Here is a 19,514-nt window from a genome sequence, read left to right as displayed (position 1 = left end):
GGGGATTCGCGCGCTTGGCTATGTCGCAGGCGATCCAAGGGGGTGAGGCAGATCAGGTTTGCCCGTCCGGCAGTCGCGCTGCATCATCCCAGGGGCTGCCTTCTTGTCACGGGCGCACGGGCGGCGTATCACGCGGGCCAATCCGTTGCGAAGAGAGTTCATGACCGATCCTGCCCCCCAGCCCGCATTCGTGCTTGTGCGTCCGCAGATGGGCGAAAACATCGGCGGGGCCGCCCGCGCGATGTGGAATTTCGGGCTGGACCGGATGCGGATAGTGGCCCCGCGCGATGGCTGGCCCAATCCGCGCGCCGTGGCCATGGCCAGCGGGGCGGGGCGGTTGCTGGACAATGCCGGGCTGTTCGACGATACCGCCGCCGCCATCGGCGATTGCGATTTCGTCTTTGCCACCACGGCGCGGGGGCGGGGCCTGACCAAGCCGGTGATGACGCCGCAGGCCGCCATGGACAAGGCGCGGGATCTGATCGGGCAGGGGCGGCGGGTGGCCGTGCTGTTCGGGCCTGAACGGGCCGGGCTGGAAAACGACGATGTGGCGCGGGCCAATGCGATCATCTCGGTGCCGGTGAACCCTGATTTTGCCTCGCTCAATCTGGCGCAATGCGTGTTGCTGACAGCCTATGAATGGCGGCGCCAAGGTGTGACCATCGCCCCCGAAACCACCGAAATGGCCGGATCTGAATGGGCCAGCCAGATTGAATTGGACAAGCTGGCCGAACATTACGAAGACCGGCTGGACACCGCCGGGTTCTTTTTCCCCGATCACAAGGCGCCGGGGATGAAGCTGAACCTGCGCAACATGTGGTCGCGCATGCCGCTGACACGGGCCGATGTGCAGATGTTGCATGGGATGCTGCGGCAGATGGTCCGCTGGAAAGAGCATGGCGACTGACTTGAAGGCCGCCCGCCGCGCGCCTATGGTCCGCGCGGCGGCCAGTGGGGGCATCAGATGAACACCAAACGCAGCATTTTCGAAGAGGTCGGGCAGGGGCAGACGAAACCCGCCGCCCAGCCGGGCATGATCGACCGCACAAGGCGCGGCGCGCGCGGCGCGATCCGCATCTGGCTGGTGATCCTGTTTGTGATGGTCGCGGCGATGATACTGGTCGGGGGTCTGACCCGGCTGACGGATTCGGGCCTGTCGATCACCGAATGGCGCCCCGTTACCGGTGCGCTGCCACCGATGGATGCCGCCGGATGGCAGGCCGAGTTTGAAAAATACCAGGCGATCCCGGAATATCAGTTGCAAAACAAGGGCATGACCTTGTCGGAATTCAAGGGCATTTATTGGTGGGAATGGGGCCATCGCCAGTTGGGCCGGATGATCGGGCTGGTCTGGGCGATCGGGTTTATCGGATTTCTGGCGCTGCGGCGCATCCCCACCGGCTGGACGGGCCGGTTGTTCGGCATCGGCGTGCTGGGCGGGGCGCAGGGCGCTGTGGGCTGGTGGATGGTGTCATCGGGGCTGGCGGGCAGCCGGCTGGATGTGGCGTCTTACCGGCTGGCGGTGCATCTGGGGCTGGCCTTTGCCATTCTGGGCCTGCTGGCATGGTTCATCCTGAAACTGGGCCGCACGGAACCCGATCTGATGCAGGCCCGCCGCGCGCGCCAGGCCAAGCTGTTTTCGATGGCCACCGGGCTGATGCATCTGGCCTTTGTGCAGATCCTGCTGGGGGCGCTGGTGGCGGGCATCGATGCAGGCCGCACCTTTACCGACTGGCCGCTGATGGCGGGCGGGTTTCTGCCGCCCGATCCGTTCAGCCTGTCGCCGGTCTGGCGCAACCTGTTCGAAAATCCGGGGCTGGTGCAGTTCATGCACCGGATTGCGGCCTATCTGCTGTTCATCTTCGGGCTGGTGGTCTGGAACCGCGCCCGGCGCAGCGGCACCACGGCCACGCGGCGCGCGTTTGACTGGATGGCGGCGCTGCTGTTCGGTCAGGTGGTGTTGGGCATTGTCACGGTGCTGTATGCCGCGCCGCTGCATATCGCGATCTTCCATCAGGCTGGCGCGATCATCCTGTGGGTGCTGATCCTGCGCGCCCGTTTTGCGGCGCAATATCCGGTGGCGCAATCTGTCAGGGGCGGCGCATGACTGCGCTGGAACACTTGCTGGCCCATCAGCACCAGACCGAGGCCCTGGCCCAGATCGCAGGCCGCCTGGGCTGGGATCAGGAAACCGTGATGCCGCGCGGCGCCGCCGCCCAAAGGGCCGAAGAAATCGGCGCGCTGGAACAGGTGTTGCACGCCCGCCGCACCGACCCGCGTCTGGGCGATTGGCTGGCGGCCATTGACGACGGCGCGCAGGATCATGTGACCCGCGCCAAGCTGCGCGAAATCCGGCGTTCTTACGCGCGCGCCATGCGGTTGCCAGACAGCCTGTCGGCTGAACTGGCCCGCGTGACCAGCCGCGCACAGGGCATCTGGGCCGAGGCCCGCGCCGATAATGATGTCGCCCATTTCCTGCCCGCGCTGGAACAGGTTCTGGCGCTGAAACGCCAAGAGGCCGCCGCCCTGTCGCAAGGCGGCGAACCCTATGACGCGCTGCTGGACGATTACGAACCCGGCGCCACGGCGGCCAGCCTGGCGGCGATGTTCGATCGGATGCGCCCGCGTCTGGTCAACTTGCGCGAACGCATCATGGGATCGGGGCGCGCGCCTGCCGGCATCACCGGCCATTTTGCCGCCGATCACCAGTTGCAACTGTCACGCGATGTGGCCGAACGCTTTGGCTATGACTTTCGTCACGGGCGCATCGACAAGGCGGTGCACCCGTTTTCATCGGGGTCCGGGGCCGATGTGCGCATCACCACGCGGGTGGTGGAAAACGATCCGTTCAATTGTCTCTATTCAACGATACACGAGGTCGGCCATGGCTGCTATGAACAGGCGGTCGATCCGGCCTATGGGCTGACGCCGCTGGGGCAGGGCGCGTCGATGGGCGTGCACGAAAGCCAAAGCCGCATCTATGAAAACCAGCTGGGCCGCAGCCACGCCTTTACCAACTGGCTGTTCACCCACATGCAACACCTGTTCGGCGATGCCGGGGCGCCCAATGCCGATGCGTTCTATGCCGCCGTCAACCGTGTTCATTCCGGCTTTATCCGCACCGAGGCCGACGAGGTGCATTACAACCTGCATATCATGATGCGCTTCGACCTGGAGCGTGACCTAATCGCGGGACGCCTGCACGCCGCCGATCTGGAACAGGCCTGGAATGCCCGTTTCGCCCGCGATTTCGGCGTGCAGGTCGACAAGCCATCGAACGGGGTGTTGCAGGATGTGCATTGGTCGGTGGGGCTGTTTGGCTATTTCCCGACCTATACGCTGGGCAATGTCTATGCCGGGTGCCTGATGCAGGCGCTGCGCGCGGCGGTGCCCGATGTGGACGCAGGGCTGGCGGCGGGTGATCCGTCGGGGGCCACGGCATGGCTGCGCGGGGCGCTGCAACGCCATGGCCGGTTGAACGTACCGGCACAAACCATTGAAAACGCCTGTGGTTTTGCCCCGCACGAAGGCCCGCTGCTGGATTATCTCGACGCCAAGTTCGGCGCGCTTTACGGGCTTTGATGCCCCGGGAAAGGCCTATCATGCTGGAAATCGCGCTGTTTTCCTATAATCGCGGGCAATATCTGGAAAACTGCCTGACCTCGGTGCGGCGCAACCTGCCCGGCGTGCCGGTGCGCGTCTATGACGACGGATCGACCGATCCGGCCACGATGGCCTATCTGGAAAACTTGGGCGATATCGTGATCCGCCCCGGTGCCACGCAGACGCTGACGCTGGGCGGGCTGTATCAGAACATGCAGACCGCGCTGATGGCGGCGCAGGCTGAATTTCTGCTGTTCCTGCAAGACGATGTTCAGGTCGTGCGCCCGGTCAGCGACGATGAACTGGCCGCCGTGCGCCAATGGTTCGACGAAAATCCCAAGGCCGCCTTCGTCAGCCCGGTATTCCTCAAGGGCAAGCACCGCTTCAGCCGCAGCCGGATGCTGAAATCCGTGCCGGGCTGGCGCGGCTATCAGGTCGATGCAGATGATGTAAAACGCGTGGGCGACAAATATTACAACGATATCACCATCGTCCATGTCGCCCGCCTGCGCGCGGCCAACTGGCAGTACAAATCCCCAGAACGCGCGAATGCCGCGCCTGCCCGCGATGCCGGGTTTTCACCGATGCTGATCCTGGGCGATCCTTTCGTGTTCTTCTGCCCCGAAGTGCCGTTCTTTCGATTCAAGGACCGAACGCTGGCCACCCGCTGGGCCGACCGCATTCTTGGCCGCGACATCCGCCGCTTTCACGACATGACCCAGATCGAAATCGAGGCCTTCAAGGCCCGTCCGCTGTCACAATTGCCCTTTGCCGAAGATTTCTTGACGCCCGAGCGCGCCGATGTGCGCCGCCCCTTCGTCTATAAATCGGTCAATGCGCGCTGGTATACCCGTGCGCTGCACCGGATCGAACTGGCCCTGCGCAAACGCTGAAGGAAAACCGCCATGCCCGTGATGGATGCCGCCGCGCTGAACGCTTTTCTGGCCCGTGAATTTCCACAGGCCGGCGGCGCCTATGTCGTCGACGATGTGGCCGACATGACGCTGACCATGCGCCTGACCCCCACACAGCAACACCTGCGCCCCGGCGGCACGGTCTCGGGGCCGGTGATGTTTGCGCTGGCCGATATCGCCTTTTACGCGGCGGTTCTGGCCATGGTGGGACCCAAAGCCCTGACAGTGACCACCAATTGTTCGATTGATTTCATGCGCAAACCGGCCATGGGCGCCGATCTGATCTGCACCGCGCGCATCCTGAAACTGGGCCGCGTGCTGGCGGTGGGCGATGCGCTGATCCTGTCCGAAGGCCAGCCCGGCCCGGTGGCGCGCGCCAGCCTGACCTATTCGATCCCGCCCAAAGGCTGACCTTTCCCCATCTTCTTGGCAAAAATACTCATTGCGCCGCGCGCCATGCGCGCAGGCTTAAACCCGTGCCCAGGGCCGCGATGCCAGATCGCGCACCGTGCGCAACGCCTTGCGCCGCGCCAGATAGGTCGCGCCGCGCCCGGCCAGATGCGCGCGCCAGCGGGCGGGATCGGTGAAATAGAACATCTCCAGCCGCGGCAGATCATAGGGGTCCGAACCCGGCCCCGCGCGGCCCAGCCGCGTGCCCACTGATGTGTCATAGCGCGTGGCGATCGTGGCGCGCACCTGCGCATTGGCCCGGCCATAGGGGGGCGCGAAATGCATGGCGCCACCGCCAAGGTTGGTCTCGATCTCGGCGCGTGACGTGGCCAGTTCCAGTTGCAGCGCAGGTGTGTCCAGCGCGTTCAGATCGGGATGGCTGACGGTATGGCTGCCAAAATCGACGCCGCGATGGGCCAGATCGCGGATGGTAGACCAATCCATGATCGGAAGCGGCGGGGTATGGCTGCCCTGCCAGCCCTCAAAGCGCCCGATGAAACCGGTTGCCAGATAGACAATCGCGCCAAAATCGTGCCGCTCCAGCACCGGCATGGCGGCATCGGCAAAGTCGCACAGCCCGTCATCGAAGGTTATGATGATCGAATAGCCGGGCAGGGCGGGCCCGCCACGCTGCGCCGCCAGCCAGTCATTCATCCGGATCACCGGCACCCCCGCATCGGCGATCGCCTGCATCTGTTCGGCAAAGATACCCGGCGCGATCGAGGTCGGCCCCCCGGTATCCGAGATCGAATGATACATCAGAATATCGACGACCGGCCCGGTCATGTCAGTCTTCGACAACGTGATGGGCGAAATGTTCGCGGTACTCCGCCCATTTGGGATGGTCGATATGGCCATGTTCATCCAGGCAATCGACGGCGCCGTAAGACATGGCAAAGGCGTGGTGGGTGTTGTCATGGGCAAAAAGGCCCTGCCGTCCGAAGACCAGCATCCCTTCCAGCCCCAGCAACCACTGATCGACCGTGTTGAAATGCTGTTCATAATCCAGATCATAAACCGGATAGGCATTTGCCAGCCGGCGCGTTTCGCAGCGGCGCACCGGCACGGTCACGGGCAGGCCCAGCTCGTTCAGCCAGTCGCAGAAGTGATCGCCCAGTTCGGCATCCGACATCCCCCACCATTTTTCGCCCGGATCACAGGGCAGTTCGGCACACAGGATCGTCACGCCCTTGGGCCCGGCGGCGGAATTATAGTTCTTGGGCTCCGACATCCGGCTGATCGGGATGTGAATTTCAGGGAAATAATGTGCATCGAATTCGGTGAACTGATCGGTTTCCAGAATCAGATACAGCAGGATCATCCCGCGAAAACGGATGGCGTTGGCGGCATTTATCACCTCCGGCGGCGGCGGCGGGTCCATCAGCCGCACCAACGTGGTCAGCGGGATGGTGGAAAACACCTGATCGCTTTCATGGCGCAGCTCGCCCGCGCCGTCACGGGTCCACACGGCGGTGACGTGATTGCCGTCATGCTCGATCCGGGTGATGTCGGCCTCGAACCGGAATTTGGCGCCGTTGCTTTGGGCCTGTTCGACCATCGCATTGGTGATCTGACCGAACCCCTTGCGCGGGTAATAGAAGCGTCCCGTGGTCTTGCCCTTCAGTCCCGGCAGCATCTTGGCCATCTTCAACAGGATCTTGCTGACCGAATTGCCCGAAATCCGGCGCTCGGCCAGTTTTACGGCCAGCTTGTCCGGGTCCAGCCCCCACAGTTTGCGCACATAGGGGAAATAGAAATTTTCCGATATCGTCGGCCCCAGCCCATCATAGAGAATGCTGGAAAACGTAACCGGCCCGGTCGATTTCTTGCGAAACGGTTTCAGAAAGCTGTCCGACAACAGCGACGCCGCGAACTTCGGCGGCAGACGCAGCAGCGCGTCATGCGGTTTCAGCGGGAAATGAATCCAGCGCCCGCCCAGCCGGATACGGCCATGGCGCGGCTGCAACAGCAGATCATCGCCCAGCAATTCCTTGACGCTGTCCAGAACGGCGGGTTCGGCCACCGGGTGAAAGCGGTGCGAACCATAGTCGCACCAGATGCCGTCGATCATGAAGGATGATGAATTGCCGCCCGCGATCGGCGCGCGTTCCAGCACCTCGACCCGCGCTTTTCCGTCTTTGGTCAGCGCATAAGCGGCGGCAACCCCGGCCGGGCCCGCGCCCAGCACGGTGATCTTCGGTTTGCCCGAGAGAGGGCCGGGTGCAACGGTCATCGACAAATTCCCTTAATCAACAATATCGGCGGCGGGCGCTTTACCCGCGCGAAACTTAAGGCCCGACAGCGCCAGAACCAGCGCGCCCAGCCCGCCCGTCAGCCACAGCACACCCTGCCAGACCAGCCCGGTGGCCACGACCTTGGACGCTGCCGCGCCGAAGGGCACCATCAGCGCAGCCATCGTCGCCTCGCGCACACCAAGACCGCCCAGCGAAATGGGCAGCACAGCAGAGATCTTGGCCATCGGCCAGGCGATGAACCAGGCCCCCAGCGCGACCTCGACCCCGATCGCCTTGCCAAATTGCATGGTCAGCAGAATGAATGTGGCCTGAATACCCATCGACAGCGCCAGCGTGCCCGCCAGCAGGCGCGGCCTGCGCGCCAGCGCGGTAAAACCGCCCGCCATTTTCAGGGCAAAATCGCGCCCCGGCAGCGATGGGCGCCGCCGCCACAGCCAGGTAATGCCGGTGGGCAGGGCAAAGACGATCACGATCAGCAGCGCCAGAACGATCCCGGCGGCGCGCATCACCATGCCCGCGCGCCCATCCGCGCCACCACCATCGCCATGCAGCATCACCACGCCCAGCAGCGCCAGAAGGGCCAGCGCCAGCATGTCGATCAGCCGGTCGGCCACGGCGGCCGCAGCCACGCGCGGCCCGTCGCGCACGCTGACCTGCGCCATCGCCGCGCGCACCGCATCGCCGCCGGCCGCGCCCGGCAGGCACAGATTGGCGGCAAGCCCGGCAAAATGCGCCCGCAGCGCCAGCCCGAAGGGCAGGGCGCGATCCATCAGCAGCCACCATTTCATGCCCGCCAGCACATGCCCCAGCAGGAAGATCAGGAACACCCCGATGAACAGCGGCAAAGGCACAGCCGAAAAACCGGCGATAATGGCGTCCAGAGGCAGGAACCAGAACAGAATGCCCAGAATCACGACCGATCCGGCAGCCCGTATCACCCATTTTCTCAGGGCTGGCGACATCAGGATACGTGACAAATCAGGGCCTCAGATGCAGGCGGGAAATCATGTCGGCGATCAGGCCCAGGGACCAGATCATGATCGCCGACAGAAAGGCGAAAACCGTGGTTTCCGACAGGTTGTCCATATAGATGTCATAGATCAGCTTGATCACCCCGATCCCCATCAGGCCCAGCCCCAGCGGGATGAAGACCCGCAGCGGGTTGAACAGGGTGCTGATGCGCAGGATCAGGATCAGAAAGTTCAGAAAGTCGATCGGGCGGATTTTGGATTTGCCTACCCGCTTGCCGTATTCGATCGGCGTATAGATCATCCGCTTGCCATTGGATGCCATGCACAGCGTGATCGTGGTGGTAAAGGAAAAGTTCTGCGGCAGCAGCGGCAGGAACGGGATCAGTTCGGATTTGCGGAAAACGCGCAGGCCGGAATTGAGGTCGTTCAGCTTGCGCTCGGCCAGAAAGGACGCGAAATTGTTCAGCACCCATTTGGCGGGCTTGCGGATCATCGGCACGTTCTTCATGCCCGCGCCGCGATCGCCCACGACCATGTCCTGATCGCGGCACATCGCCAGCATGCCGGGCAGATAGCGCGCGGGATAGGTGCCGTCGGCATCCATGATCGCGACATAGTCGTATTGCGCGCGTTTCACACCGCGTTTCAGCGTCGCGCCATAGCCGGAATTGACCTGATTGTAATCGACCGTGGCGCCGCTGGCGATGGCCTCGGCCCGGGTGTTATCCTTGGAGCCGTCGTCGATCACGATGATCTCATAGGGGATGCCCAGCGGGTCCATCACGGCGCGCACGTCCTCGACGGTATGGCGCACCGCGCCTTCCTCGTTATAGGCCGGGATCACGATGCTCAGCGACATGCCATCCAGTTCGCCGGCAATATCTGCCTGCGCTGCCACCTTGGTGACCGTTCCTTCCATATCAGCTTTCCTTCCCACCTTGGGGCCCTCGTCAATTACTGGTTTCGTCATGGCCAGACCTATGGCACGTGCAGACGGTTCTTGCGGCCCAGAACGTGATATTCGAACAGGCACCACGCAAAGGCCGAGGCCGAGTAGACAAAATAAATCTGGTGATAGAGCGTCGTAATGATGGCAAAGCCCAGACCACCATGCAGGCGCATGAAATCGAAAAAGGCCCGGTTCAGCGCAAAGATCAGCGCCAGCAGCGCCAGCGTGACCGGCCATATGCCGGGGTCAAAGATCAGCCACAGGACCGACAGCAGGAACAGCCCCGCCACCCCGGCCTTGATGCGTTCGCCCCAGCCGGTGTTCAGGTCATTGGTCATGCCTTCGCGCGCGATCATCAGGCGCGACCAGGGCAGGGCGCGGCGGAAGATGTCGGTATGGATGCCGTTGGGAATGGTCCAGACCTTCAGATGCTTGCCCAGGAATTCGGGGTCCAGCACGATGCGCCCGCCCGCGTTGCGGATGCGATAGCCCAGTTCGATATCCTCGATCGAGGGCACGCGGTAAGTATCGACGTCAAAGCCGCCGATCTGGCGAAAGAAATCGCGCCGCACCGCGCCGCAGCCCGCCCAGAAAGTGGTCGCGTCGCGCCGGGCATTCTGGTGGTAAAACCGGTGCATCAGGTTCTTATAGCGTGAAAACCACGGCGTTCCGGCCGGTTTTTCGTCATAAGACCCGAATACCGCCTGCACCTGCGGTTCGGCAAAGGCGGCACGAATGCGCGCTGCCCCGCCCGCATGGGCGATCACATCGGAATCGACAAACCACAGAATTTCGCCCGTGGCGACGGTGGCGGCCAGATTGCGCGCCGCACCCGGCCCGCCGTTTTGCGGCGTGACCATCACGGTTGCGCCCATCCGGCGCGCCAGATCGCCGGTGCCGTCGGGGGATTGGTCATCGACGACCAGAACCTCGTCCACGTCGCCCATGCGCAGCATGTCCAGCAGCGGCGGCAGCACCTGGGGCAGCAGATGTTCGGCGCGAAAGGCGGGCATCACCACGCTTATGGTGGGGCGTGTGGCGGTCATGAACGTTTCTCCAGCTTGGATTGGCGGGACAGGAAACCCGAAAACAGCAGCATCATTGTGGCCGCGGCAGGCAACAGCCAGATGACCCGCGCGCCATAACGCGATGCGGGCTGTGACACGCCCCCGCAGACAAAGGCATTGACCAGAACCCCCATGACCAGCATCACGGCTGTTGCCTTGACCGGGCCGGGAACGCGGCCAGGCCATGCCAGCAAGACGGCAATAACCAGCACCGACAGCGCATAAAGCACTGCCTGCGCCGTGGTCGTGGACCGCAGCCAGGCCTGATCGGCGCTGAACGGACCATGGGTAAACCCGGCCGCGCCCAGCCCGACGGCATCCTGATTTTCGGCGATCATCTTGTCGCTGGGCAATGTCATCTCGACGCTGAACATCGAGGTTTGCAACAGCGTGTTCTGCACGAAGGCATATACGGTCTGCGCCGGCATCGCGATCAGCACCCGCTTGAAAAAATCAACCTGTTCCTGCGCCACGGCGCGCTGGTCATCGGCTGTCATCAGCCGGAAGGATCCCAACTGCGGCGAGGTTTCGAAAATGATATGCGTGGCCGTAAGGCGCCACGGATCATCCGACAGTTTCAGCGCCTCGCCCAGCGCGCAGGTGGCGATCGCCGGATCGGGGCAGCGCGTTTCCAGAAAGCGCAGGCCGGGGCCATCCTCGATCAGGCGGGCGGTGATGAAGGGGTTATAGAAAACCTCGGTGCTGGCGACATGTTCGGCGGCGACGCGGAACAGCTTGCGCTCGGCGATGCCGGCGCCAAAGACCAGCGCCACCAGCAATGGGGGCAGCCACCAGCGGCGGCGGTCAAGGATCAGCGCCACGATCAGCGCGACCGGAATCAGCAGGCCCGCAACGCCCAGATGCGACAGATGCGCCACAACGGCAAAGGCCGCCATCGCCATGGCCAGCAGAATTTCCCAGACCCGCATCTGGCGCGCGAAAACCGTCAGCAGCGCGACCATGATCAGCAGCACCGGCGCATAGATATCCGGCATCAGATAGGCCACATAGAAGGGCAGCGCGGTCACGGAACAGACGATCAGCGGCAGCGCCACCAGTGCCGGCACATCGAACCGCGTCGCGGCATTGCGCGCGGCCACCCGCATCAGCAGCCACAGCGCCAGGATGACGACAGCCGCATTCACCAGAACCATCAGCGACAGACGGTCGCCCAGCGATAACAGCGCCGCCAGCAGCGCATAGGCGATGGATCGCGACGCCACCACCTTGCCCGCCTTGCCACCTGTCGCCGCGGCATCGCCCTGGCCGGCGGCCGGGGTGGGGTCATAAAGACCGATCTGCGCCAGGGCGGACCGGCCCTGCGCCACGTAATCGGCCGTGTCGAAATAGAACAGCGGATGCCCGTTCAATGCAAAGACCCACAGACAGGCGGCAAGGGCTGCCAGATACCACATGAAGATCGTGACCACCTGGGATCTTTGCCCCGGAAGGCCGCTGCCCGCTTCGACGGTCATTACCGCGCACCTTCCCGCAAAATCCGCGGGTCGGCGATAGCCCCGGACGCGATCTCATCCCGCAGGCGCGCGAAATAGGCGATGGTGGCTTCCAGACCATGCTTCAGTGGCACATCGGGTTCCCATCCCAGTTTGGCGCGGGCAAGGGTGATGTCGGGCTTGCGCTGGGTCGGGTCGTCATGGGGCAGGGGCTCGAATATCAGTTCTGATTTCGATCCGGTCAGCGCGATGATGTTCTCGGCCAGTTCGCGGATCGTCATTTCGACCGGATTGCCCAGATTGACCGGGCCGGTGAAATCATCCGGCGTGTTCATCAGCCGGATCAGGCCGTCGATCAGGTCGGACACGAAGCAGAAGGACCGCGTCTGGTTGCCCTCGCCATAAATCGTGATCGGTTCACCCGCCAGGGCCTGCATGATGAAGTTCGACACCACGCGCCCGTCCTGCGGATGCATGCGCGGACCATAGGTGTTGAAGATGCGCGCGACCTTGATCTTCAGCTTGTGCTGGCGGTGATAGTCGAAGAACAGCGTTTCGGCGCAGCGCTTGCCCTCGTCATAGCAGGACCGAAAGCCGATCGGATTGACGTTGCCCCAGTAATCCTCGGTCTGCGGATGCACATGCGGATCGCCGTAAACCTCGGAGGTCGAGGCCTGCAGGATCTTGGCGCGCAGCCGCTTGGCCAGACCCAGCATGTTGATCGCGCCATGCACGGATGTCTTGGTCGTCTGCACCGGGTCGTGCTGGTAATGGATGGGCGAGGCCGGGCAGGCCAGATTATAGATCTCGTCCACCTCGACATACAGCGGGAAGGTCACGTCGTGGCGCATGATCTCGAAGCGGGGATTGTCCAGCAGATGCGCCACATTGGTACGACGCCCGGTGAAATAGTTGTCGACGCACAGAACGTCGTTGCCTTCGTTCAGCAGTCGCTCGCACAGATGCGACCCCAGAAAACCCGCGCCACCCGTGACCAGAATACGTTTTGAGGTTACGCTCATGCCCAGTCGTCCTTGTTCATACTGATCACCACCTGGTGGTCACCGTTTAATCCCGGGGCCATGTTCTTTGGCACCGACGCCGGGGATATCGCAAAGGCCATTGGCGGAATTGTGGCGAAATATCTGTTTATATCCGGTATTTCATGCCCGATCGGCCCTGCGATCCCGACCCGTTTCCGATGCGATGCCCCAAATTGCTGCATGTGCAAGATGCCCCGGAAAGATGCCCTTCGCAATCACGAACGCGGTCGCAAAGGGCAAAGCGTCACTTGATGGCCAGGAATCCTTCGAAACACAGGTATTTCTGTATCGTGGTGACATCCTGGAAACCGGCACGCGCCAGCAGGTCAAGGTTGCCCTGGGTCGAGAACGGCTCCAGCACGCCTTTCAGGCTGCGCGATTTCTCGACGATTTCCTCGCCGGAAAAGCCGTTGCGGATCTTGAAATCGTTATAAAGCTGCATCACCAGATCCTGAAAGCGGGCATCGGGCGCACGCACCTTTTCGAACATGATCAGCGCGCCGCCCCAGTTCAGGCGGTCATACAGCTTGGTCAGCAGTTCCTGGCGATAGCGCGGCGGAATGAACTGCATCGTGTAATAGCTGATGATCAGATCGGCCTTTTCCATTTCCATATGGCGCGCATCGTCATGCAGGATGCTGATATTGGGAACGCCATCGCAATGCTTTTGCGCGGCCTTGACCATGGCGGGTTCGACATCCAGCCCGATCCAGCGCGCGCCGGTCTTGCCGCCGTTATGTTCGGCCAGCTTGCGGATCAGTTCGCCCGTCGAGGTGCCGATTTCATAGATGACACTGTCATTATGCACGAAGAAATCAGAGACCTGACAGATCAGATCATGCCCCAGTTCATAAAGCGGGACCGACAACTTGATGTGATCGACGAATGTGTCGGGCACATTGTTGCCAAAGGTCCAACCCGCATTCTGTGCCGAAATTTCCTGACCGACGCCCATTTCGAATCTCCTTACCAAACCCCGAGGTCTTTCAACCCCGATACCTGCCCGCCATACCCGCAACCCGACGACACCCTTTTGGATGCGATGGGATCACTTGCCCGTTTCTGTGTAACATATCGTGCGTCTGCAGCGAAAGTTTACCGAAGGGAAGGCGAAACTTTCTTGATATCGTGCCTTTGCGGTAAACAATCGGGCCACCGCCGGGCGATTGCCGCCAAATCGGGCGGCATGTTCCTGTCGCGATTCCCCCGTTTCGGCGGGACGGGCCGCGCGGCTACCAGATCGCGCGGCCCAGCCGGAAGGTGCCGGTTTGCGTGCTGCCATCGGCCCGCGTCAGCGTGACAGTGATGTCATTGTCCGCCGCCTGCGGGGTGATACGGAAGATTGCGGTGCGATTGTCCGGGGTCAGCCGAACCGCATCGCGCCCGGCAACACTGGCGCCGGCGACCGTGTCATCGACCAGCGACAAGCGCAGCTGCAGCGGTTTGCCCTGCCGAAGATCGCCCTTGACGGCCAGACGCGCCAGCCCGGCGGCCTGCGACGGCGGCACGATGCCCACCCATTTCTGCGCGGGCGTCCCATATCGCAGAACCGCCATCGCGATCATCCCCAGCACGGCCAGAACATAGACCCACCGCACCAGCCCCAGACCGCGCCAGAACCGGCGCATCATCCCATGGGGCGATGTCGTCTGGCGGGCCGCAAAGACCACCGCGCCGGCGAATACAAGCGTGGCCGATCCAAGCCCGAACAACACCCACAGAACCCGCGTCACCGTGCCGCCCCAGGTGCCATAATGAAATGCCATGGCCAGCGGCACCAGCGGGCCGGGCCCGCGTGCCGCACTGGCCGGCAATACCCCCAGAACCGCGCCATCGGTCGGATCGACGACAACCCGCGATCCTTCATGAACGAACGCCGCATCGGCGGGCGCGCCTTCAAACCAGACCCCGTCGCGGGCGCGGCGCGGCATGGTCAGCTTGGTAAAGTGAACCCCCGGCATGGCGACCTGCGCGGTTTGTTCCATCTGCGCGATCTGCGCCCCGGTCAATGTGGCGGGCACCGCCGCGGCGCGTTCGGCGGCCGGTTTGGCGGGGGGCAGCATCATGTTGACCCCGACCGAGGCCAGAAAGAACAATGTGGTCGACAGCGACAGCACCACCAGGAACGGCAGACACCACAAACCGACCAGCCTGTGCAGCGCGCCGCCCCAGCCGCGCAGCCCCGCGCCGCGCGACGGTATCCGAAACAGCCCCTTCCAGAACCGCCGATAGGTGATCAGGCCGCTGACGATCATGATCAGGATGACGAATGACAGGGATGTCAGCAGCAGGCGCATCTGCTCGACCGGGGTCAGCAGGTTTTCATGCAGCCCGTGGATGATGCGCTTGAAATCCACCGCGCGCGTCACATCCAGCAACGCCCCGCTGACAGGGTCAGTCCAGACGATGATCTCTTCGTTCCAGGCGGTGCGCATATAGCTGCGGTCGGCCAGAAACGGGGTGGGGCGCTTTTCGGTCCACTGCAGGGTGGCTTCGGGGAAGGCGGTGGTCACGGTCTGATAGGTGGGTCCGAAACCGGCGTCGGGCTGATCGCTGCCCGCAACCCAGACCTTGGGGTGAAAGGCCACGCTGATTTCATCGGCAAAGACCAGAAGGCTGCCGGTCACGAAGATAAAGCCGATCATCAGGGCCAGATACAGGCCAAGAAATTTGTGAACTTTGAAAAGGAAGCTGCGGAAACGACGCAAATTCATGCTCCAACGTGGGTTTTTCGGTTTGTGATCAGGTCTTCATACATCGCGGCAAAGCGGGCATGAACGGCGGCGGGTGCAAATCTATCCTGCGCGCTGAGCGCCAAAGCGGCCTCACCCTTGGCGCGGCGCAGATCCGGCTGTTCGATCAGCGCCAGAAGGGCCGCCGCGATACCGTCGGCATCACCCACCGGCAACAGCGCGCCCACGCTGTCATCCACCAGTTCCCGCACGCCGCCGCAATCGGTGGCCACCACCGGAAGGCCGGCGCGAAAGGCCTCGACGATCGAAATCGGCAGGTTTTCCCAGCGCGAGGTCAGCAGGAACATATCCGAAGCGGCCAGATGCAGCGGCACGGTCGAAATGGCCCCGACAAAGCGGATGTTGTCGGCCACACCTGCCGCGCGCGCCCAGCCCTGCGCCTGTTCCAGCAACGGGCCCTTGCCAGCGATGGCAAAGACCGCGCCTGGATGGCGCTCCACGACGCGGGCGGCGACCTGAACCATCACGTCGATCCCCTTTTGGGGCTGCAGGCGCGACAGCGACAGGATCAGCGGCCCCGCGCGCCCCGCCAGCAGATCACCGCGCAGCGCCCGGGCATCGGCCGGGTCAATGGCGGGCAGGGGGCTGATGCCCAGCCCGATCACGCGGCCCCGTTCGCGCGGCAACCCCTTGGCGATCAGGGCCTCAAGCGAGGCCTGGCTGGGTGAAATCGTGATATCGGCGCAATGGCGGGCAATGCGGGCGGCGCTGGCCTCGCGCTCGGGGGCCGATCCGTGAAAGGTCAGGACCACCGGCACGCCCAGCCCCAGCGTGGCCAGCCGGGCGACCATGGCGGGGGCGGTTTCATGGGCATGGACCAGTTCTATGCCACGATCACGGATCGCGCGCCGCAGAAGACGGGCGCAGGGCAACAGCGCCGCCACCCGATTGACGGCCGACCCACCGGTGCCAGCCACCCGTGTTATGGGCACCGGCAGAAAATCGGGATCATTGCCCTCGCCGCTCCAGTCGCCATCGCCACCGGCCAGCACCACCTTATGGCCGCCCGCGCGCAGATCGACCGTCAGATCGAGCACATGGCGCTGAATGCCACCTGGCAGGAAATTCGTGCAAATCTGCATCACGCGCATGTTGGCCTGTCCCGTTGCGGGTTATCACCGCTTGTGTGTTTGCCTTGTAAAGCATTGAATGCGGCCAAAGATAGGCCGCCGCGATGCGGCATACCAGCGCCCCGGCCACGGGGCGCGCCAAAACCTTAAATTGTCGCCCCTGCGCCACTGGAGACGACACAAAACCGGAACTGGGCACGGCCTGATGACAATCGCGAAACAGTTTTCCAAGGGCGTGGCCTGGATGGCGGCCGGCAACTGGGCCGAACAGGCGGTGAACTTTGTGGTTTTCCTGATTCTGGCGCGCCTTCTGAATCCGCAGGCCTTCGGATTGCTGGCGATGGCATCGGCCTTTGTGGTGCTGGCCGAGTTTCTGGTCCGCGAATCCCTGACCGAATTCCTGATCGCCGAACCCGATCCCGAGCCGGGGCATTTCAACGCGGTGTTCTGGCTGCTGGCGGGATTTGGGGCGTTGCTGACACTGGTGCTGATCCTTGCCGCAGGCCCGATCGCGACATTCTTCGGCGAAGATTCGGTGCGCGGGCTGATCCGGGCAATGTCACCCACCATTCTGATGATCGCGCTGACGGCGGTTCCGGTGACGGTGCTGCGCCGGCAGATGCGGTTCAAGACGCTGTCGCTGCGCGCCATAACCGGGGTCTTCGCGGGCGGGGTCGTGGGCATCGGCATGGCGCTGGCGGGGTTTGGCGTCTGGGCGCTGGCCGGACAGCGGCTGGCCCAGGTTTTCACCAATATCGTGATGGCCTGGTTCGCGGTGCCCTGGCGGCCAGGTCTGGATGCGCGGCGCGCGCATTTTGCTGCCGTGATGCGCTTTGGCGGCCAGATGGTTGGGCTGCGCGCTGCCGAACTGGCTGTAACGCAAAGCCCCAATGTCATCATCGGCGCGACACTGGGCGCGGTGCAACTGGGATATTTCTCGATCGCCTGGCGCCTGGTCGAGGTGGCCTCGTTTCTGATCGCCACACCGTTGCGGTTGGTCAGCCAGCCGGCCTTTGCGGCCCTGACCCGTGGCGGCGAACGCGCGGCGGACCTTCTGGCCGATATCGCGCGGCTGACAGGGCCGGTGGCGCTGCCGGCCTTTGCCGGGCTGGCGGTGCTGTCGGGCCCGGTGCTGGCGGTGTTTTTCGGGGCGGGCTGGGAACCGGCCGCGCCGGTTCTGTCGGTGCTATGCGCGCTGGCCTTTTACCTGTGTATCGAGCGGGTCCAGCAATCGTTCTGCCTGGCGGCAGGGCGCGCGGCCCCGATCACCAGGCTGGCCTGGGCCGAATTTGCCCTGGGGGCGGTGCTGATCTGGATCGCGACACGCTGGGGCATCGTGGCCGTGGCCGCGGGCTTTGTGGCGGCGCGCTATATGCTGTGGATCTTGCGTTTTCGCATTGTGGCGGGGATCGGTGGCATCGCGGTTTTCGACCTGATCGGCATACATGCCCGCCCGCTGGCGGCGGCGCTGGTGATGGCGGCGGCGGTTTTCGCCGTGCAAAAGCCCCTGACCGCAATATCGCCGCTTCTTGGCCTTGGTGGCGGCATCTTGTCAGGCTTTGTGATCTATGGCCTGCTGTCGGCGCTGTTCATGCGCGACCGGCTGGCGCTGATGAAAACCTATATGACCGGCCGGCACGGGGATGGCCCCCCGGCGTCGTGACCGGGAAAACTGTTTGGGCTGAGGTGATGGAACCGCTGAATATTCTGATGTTCACGACCTTTTACCCGCCGCATTCCTTTGGCGGGGACGCGGTGGGGGTGCAGCGCATGGCGCGCGCGCTGGCGGCGCGGGGGCATGATGTGACCGTGGTGCATGACGAGGACGCCTATGCCTCGCTTGGCGGCAAGGTGCATGGCACGGTCGAGGATGACGGGGTGCGCGCCATCGGGCTGCGCAGCCGTGTCCCCGTGCTGACCAATCTGCTGACCCAGCAGACCGGCCGCCCGGTGATCCATGGCGGACATATCCGCCAGATCGCCAGCGAAAAGAAATATGACATCATCTGGTATAACAATGCTTCGCTGGTCGGCGGGCCGGGCCTGCTGGATTTCGGTGACGGGCTGAAGGTCTATGAGGCGCATGAACACTGGCTGGTCTGCCCGACCCATGTTCTGTGGCGCTATGATCGGGAATTATGCGACAAACGCGAATGCCTGCGTTGCGTCGCCAGCTATCGCCGCCCGCCCCAACTGTGGCGCGCGAGCGGGCTGCTGGACCGCCAGTTGGACAAGATCGACCTGCTGATCGCCAAATCCGAATTCAGCCGCGCCAAACATGCCGAGTTCGGCCTGCGCCAGCCGATGCAGGTGCTGCCCTATTTCCTGCCCGACCTGCCTGCGGGCGATCAATCGGTCGCGCGCCATGATCGGCCCTATTTCCTGTTCGTGGGGCGTCTGGAAAAGATCAAGGGGTTGCAGGACGTGTTCCCGGCGATGGACCGATATCCCGATGCCGACCTGCTGATCCTGGGCGATGGCGATTACGCGAATGAATTGCGCCAGATGGCGGCGCATAATCCCCGTATCCGGTTCCTGGGGCGCAAGACGCCGGATGAGCTGAACGCCTATTACCGCGGCGCGCTGGGGCTGATCGTGCCGTCGGTCTGCTATGAAACCTTCGGCATCATCTTGATCGAAAGCTTCCGGCTGGGCACGCCGGTGATCGCGCGCCGTCTGGGGCCCTTCCCCGAGATCGTAGAGACCGCCAATGGCGGTGTGCTGTTCGACACCGAGGATGACCTGATCGCCGCCATGCGCCGGTTGCAATCGGACCCCGCCGCCCGCGCCGTGCAGGCCAGGGCCGCGCGCGCCGCGTTCGAAAATATCTGGCACGAAGATCGCGTCTTGCAGGCCTTTGGTGCCGCACTTGCCCACGCGGCGCATCGCAAGGGCGATGCCGCCCTGGCGCGCCGCCTTGATGCGGGCCTGTTCGAACGGGGTGCGCGCTGACGGGGGGCTGTCTGCCCCCCGCACCCCCCGAGG

The 19,514-nt window shown here is 63.6% G+C and carries 17 protein-coding genes; 7 read left to right on the top strand and 10 right to left on the bottom strand.

Features of this window, described 5'->3' with window-relative positions:
• The first annotated feature begins 160 nt into the window (after window positions 1–160).
• Genes ACTCHC_RS12795 through ACTCHC_RS12775 form a run of 5 tightly spaced genes read left to right on the top strand, consistent with a single transcriptional unit; the run spans window position 161 to window position 4,928 of the window.
• Window positions 161–907 (top strand): RNA methyltransferase, encoded by a 747-nt coding sequence (locus ACTCHC_RS12795; protein WP_463022890.1) that lies wholly within the window; start codon window positions 161–163, stop codon window positions 905–907.
• Between the two features lie 57 nt (window positions 908–964).
• A complete protein-coding gene (gene ctaA / locus ACTCHC_RS12790; protein ID WP_463022889.1) occupies window positions 965–2,107 on the top strand; it encodes a heme A synthase in 1,143 nt (380 codons plus the stop codon).
• The gene (locus ACTCHC_RS12785) at window positions 2,104–3,582 is read left to right on the top strand and encodes a carboxypeptidase M32 (RefSeq protein WP_463022888.1); all 1,479 of its coding nucleotides are present in this window, start codon (window positions 2,104–2,106) and stop codon (window positions 3,580–3,582) included. The genes ctaA and ACTCHC_RS12785 overlap by 4 nt, the downstream gene beginning before the upstream one ends.
• Before the next feature lie 20 nt (window positions 3,583–3,602).
• Complete coding sequence (locus tag ACTCHC_RS12780; RefSeq protein WP_463022887.1) at window positions 3,603–4,496, top strand: glycosyltransferase family A protein; 894 nt, start codon at window positions 3,603–3,605, stop codon at window positions 4,494–4,496.
• A gap of 12 nt (window positions 4,497–4,508) precedes the next feature.
• The gene (locus ACTCHC_RS12775) at window positions 4,509–4,928 is read left to right on the top strand and encodes a PaaI family thioesterase (RefSeq protein ID WP_463022886.1); all 420 of its coding nucleotides are present in this window, start codon (window positions 4,509–4,511) and stop codon (window positions 4,926–4,928) included.
• Window positions 4,929–4,985: 57 nt separating this feature from the next.
• On the opposite strand, the gene ACTCHC_RS12770 is transcribed toward ACTCHC_RS12775, so the two are convergent.
• The 10 genes from ACTCHC_RS12770 to ACTCHC_RS12725 form a co-directional block, all read right to left on the bottom strand.
• Window positions 4,986–5,753 carry a polysaccharide deacetylase family protein gene (locus tag ACTCHC_RS12770; protein WP_463022885.1) on the bottom strand — a complete coding sequence of 256 codons (768 nt, stop codon included), beginning with the start codon at window positions 5,751–5,753 and terminating at the stop codon, window positions 4,986–4,988.
• A 1-nt stretch (window position 5,754) separates the two neighbouring features.
• Window positions 5,755–7,200 (bottom strand): protoporphyrinogen/coproporphyrinogen oxidase, encoded by a 1,446-nt coding sequence (locus tag ACTCHC_RS12765; RefSeq protein WP_463022884.1) that lies wholly within the window; start codon window positions 7,198–7,200, stop codon window positions 5,755–5,757.
• A gap of 12 nt (window positions 7,201–7,212) precedes the next feature.
• Window positions 7,213–8,199, bottom strand: coding sequence for a lysylphosphatidylglycerol synthase transmembrane domain-containing protein (locus ACTCHC_RS12760; RefSeq protein ID WP_463022883.1), 987 nt, complete (start codon window positions 8,197–8,199; stop codon window positions 7,213–7,215).
• Window position 8,200: 1 nt separating this feature from the next.
• Window positions 8,201–9,112: a glycosyltransferase family 2 protein gene (locus tag ACTCHC_RS12755; RefSeq protein ID WP_463022882.1), complete on the bottom strand. Its 912-nt coding sequence runs from the start codon at window positions 9,110–9,112 to the stop codon at window positions 8,201–8,203.
• A gap of 59 nt (window positions 9,113–9,171) precedes the next feature.
• Window positions 9,172–10,188 carry a glycosyltransferase family 2 protein gene (locus tag ACTCHC_RS12750; RefSeq protein WP_463022881.1) on the bottom strand — a complete coding sequence of 339 codons (1,017 nt, stop codon included), beginning with the start codon at window positions 10,186–10,188 and terminating at the stop codon, window positions 9,172–9,174.
• Window positions 10,185–11,684 carry a hypothetical protein gene (locus ACTCHC_RS12745; RefSeq protein ID WP_463022880.1) on the bottom strand — a complete coding sequence of 500 codons (1,500 nt, stop codon included), beginning with the start codon at window positions 11,682–11,684 and terminating at the stop codon, window positions 10,185–10,187. Before ACTCHC_RS12745 ends, ACTCHC_RS12750 begins: the two co-directional genes overlap by 4 nt.
• Window positions 11,684–12,685, bottom strand: a complete 1,002-nt coding sequence (locus ACTCHC_RS12740; RefSeq protein WP_463022879.1) for a UDP-glucuronic acid decarboxylase family protein — start codon at window positions 12,683–12,685, stop codon at window positions 11,684–11,686. The genes ACTCHC_RS12745 and ACTCHC_RS12740 overlap by 1 nt, the downstream gene beginning before the upstream one ends.
• 265 nt (window positions 12,686–12,950) lie before the next feature.
• The gene (locus ACTCHC_RS12735; RefSeq protein ID WP_463022878.1) at window positions 12,951–13,661 is read right to left on the bottom strand and encodes a methyltransferase domain-containing protein; all 711 of its coding nucleotides are present in this window, start codon (window positions 13,659–13,661) and stop codon (window positions 12,951–12,953) included.
• A gap of 277 nt (window positions 13,662–13,938) precedes the next feature.
• A complete protein-coding gene (locus ACTCHC_RS12730) occupies window positions 13,939–15,420 on the bottom strand; it encodes a PepSY-associated TM helix domain-containing protein (RefSeq protein ID WP_463022877.1) in 1,482 nt (493 codons plus the stop codon).
• The gene (locus ACTCHC_RS12725; RefSeq protein ID WP_463022876.1) at window positions 15,417–16,541 is read right to left on the bottom strand and encodes a glycosyltransferase family 4 protein; all 1,125 of its coding nucleotides are present in this window, start codon (window positions 16,539–16,541) and stop codon (window positions 15,417–15,419) included. Before ACTCHC_RS12725 ends, ACTCHC_RS12730 begins: the two co-directional genes overlap by 4 nt.
• A 193-nt stretch (window positions 16,542–16,734) precedes the next feature.
• Between ACTCHC_RS12725 and ACTCHC_RS12720 the strand changes: the two genes are divergently transcribed.
• Window positions 16,735–18,192, top strand: a complete 1,458-nt coding sequence (locus tag ACTCHC_RS12720; protein ID WP_463022875.1) for a lipopolysaccharide biosynthesis protein — start codon at window positions 16,735–16,737, stop codon at window positions 18,190–18,192.
• 26 nt (window positions 18,193–18,218) lie between these two features.
• Window positions 18,219–19,481: a glycosyltransferase family 4 protein gene (locus ACTCHC_RS12715; protein WP_463022874.1), complete on the top strand. Its 1,263-nt coding sequence runs from the start codon at window positions 18,219–18,221 to the stop codon at window positions 19,479–19,481.
• Window positions 19,482–19,514: the final 33 nt, after the last annotated feature.

The organism is Actibacterium sp. (genome assembly GCF_055134745.1).
Note: the sequence above shows the minus strand (reverse complement) of the source record. Positions and strands in the feature narration are given on the sequence as shown.

Coding starts and splice junctions, on each gene's coding strand:
- ACTCHC_RS12795 (WP_463022890.1), top strand. CDS start 161: ATGACCGATCCTGCCCCCCAGCCCGCATTCGTGCTTGTGCGTCCGCAG.
- ctaA (WP_463022889.1), top strand. CDS start 965: ATGAACACCAAACGCAGCATTTTCGAAGAGGTCGGGCAGGGGCAGACG.
- ACTCHC_RS12785 (WP_463022888.1), top strand. CDS start 2,104: ATGACTGCGCTGGAACACTTGCTGGCCCATCAGCACCAGACCGAGGCC.
- ACTCHC_RS12780 (WP_463022887.1), top strand. CDS start 3,603: ATGCTGGAAATCGCGCTGTTTTCCTATAATCGCGGGCAATATCTGGAA.
- ACTCHC_RS12775 (WP_463022886.1), top strand. CDS start 4,509: ATGCCCGTGATGGATGCCGCCGCGCTGAACGCTTTTCTGGCCCGTGAA.
- ACTCHC_RS12770 (WP_463022885.1), bottom strand. CDS start 5,753: ATGACCGGGCCGGTCGTCGATATTCTGATGTATCATTCGATCTCGGAT.
- ACTCHC_RS12765 (WP_463022884.1), bottom strand. CDS start 7,200: ATGACCGTTGCACCCGGCCCTCTCTCGGGCAAACCGAAGATCACCGTG.
- ACTCHC_RS12755 (WP_463022882.1), bottom strand. CDS start 9,112: ATGGAAGGAACGGTCACCAAGGTGGCAGCGCAGGCAGATATTGCCGGC.
- ACTCHC_RS12750 (WP_463022881.1), bottom strand. CDS start 10,188: ATGACCGCCACACGCCCCACCATAAGCGTGGTGATGCCCGCCTTTCGC.
- ACTCHC_RS12745 (WP_463022880.1), bottom strand. CDS start 11,684: ATGACCGTCGAAGCGGGCAGCGGCCTTCCGGGGCAAAGATCCCAGGTG.
- ACTCHC_RS12740 (WP_463022879.1), bottom strand. CDS start 12,685: ATGAGCGTAACCTCAAAACGTATTCTGGTCACGGGTGGCGCGGGTTTT.
- ACTCHC_RS12735 (WP_463022878.1), bottom strand. CDS start 13,661: ATGGGCGTCGGTCAGGAAATTTCGGCACAGAATGCGGGTTGGACCTTT.
- ACTCHC_RS12730 (WP_463022877.1), bottom strand. CDS start 15,420: ATGAATTTGCGTCGTTTCCGCAGCTTCCTTTTCAAAGTTCACAAATTT.
- ACTCHC_RS12725 (WP_463022876.1), bottom strand. CDS start 16,541: ATGCAGATTTGCACGAATTTCCTGCCAGGTGGCATTCAGCGCCATGTG.
- ACTCHC_RS12720 (WP_463022875.1), top strand. CDS start 16,735: ATGACAATCGCGAAACAGTTTTCCAAGGGCGTGGCCTGGATGGCGGCC.
- ACTCHC_RS12715 (WP_463022874.1), top strand. CDS start 18,219: ATGGAACCGCTGAATATTCTGATGTTCACGACCTTTTACCCGCCGCAT.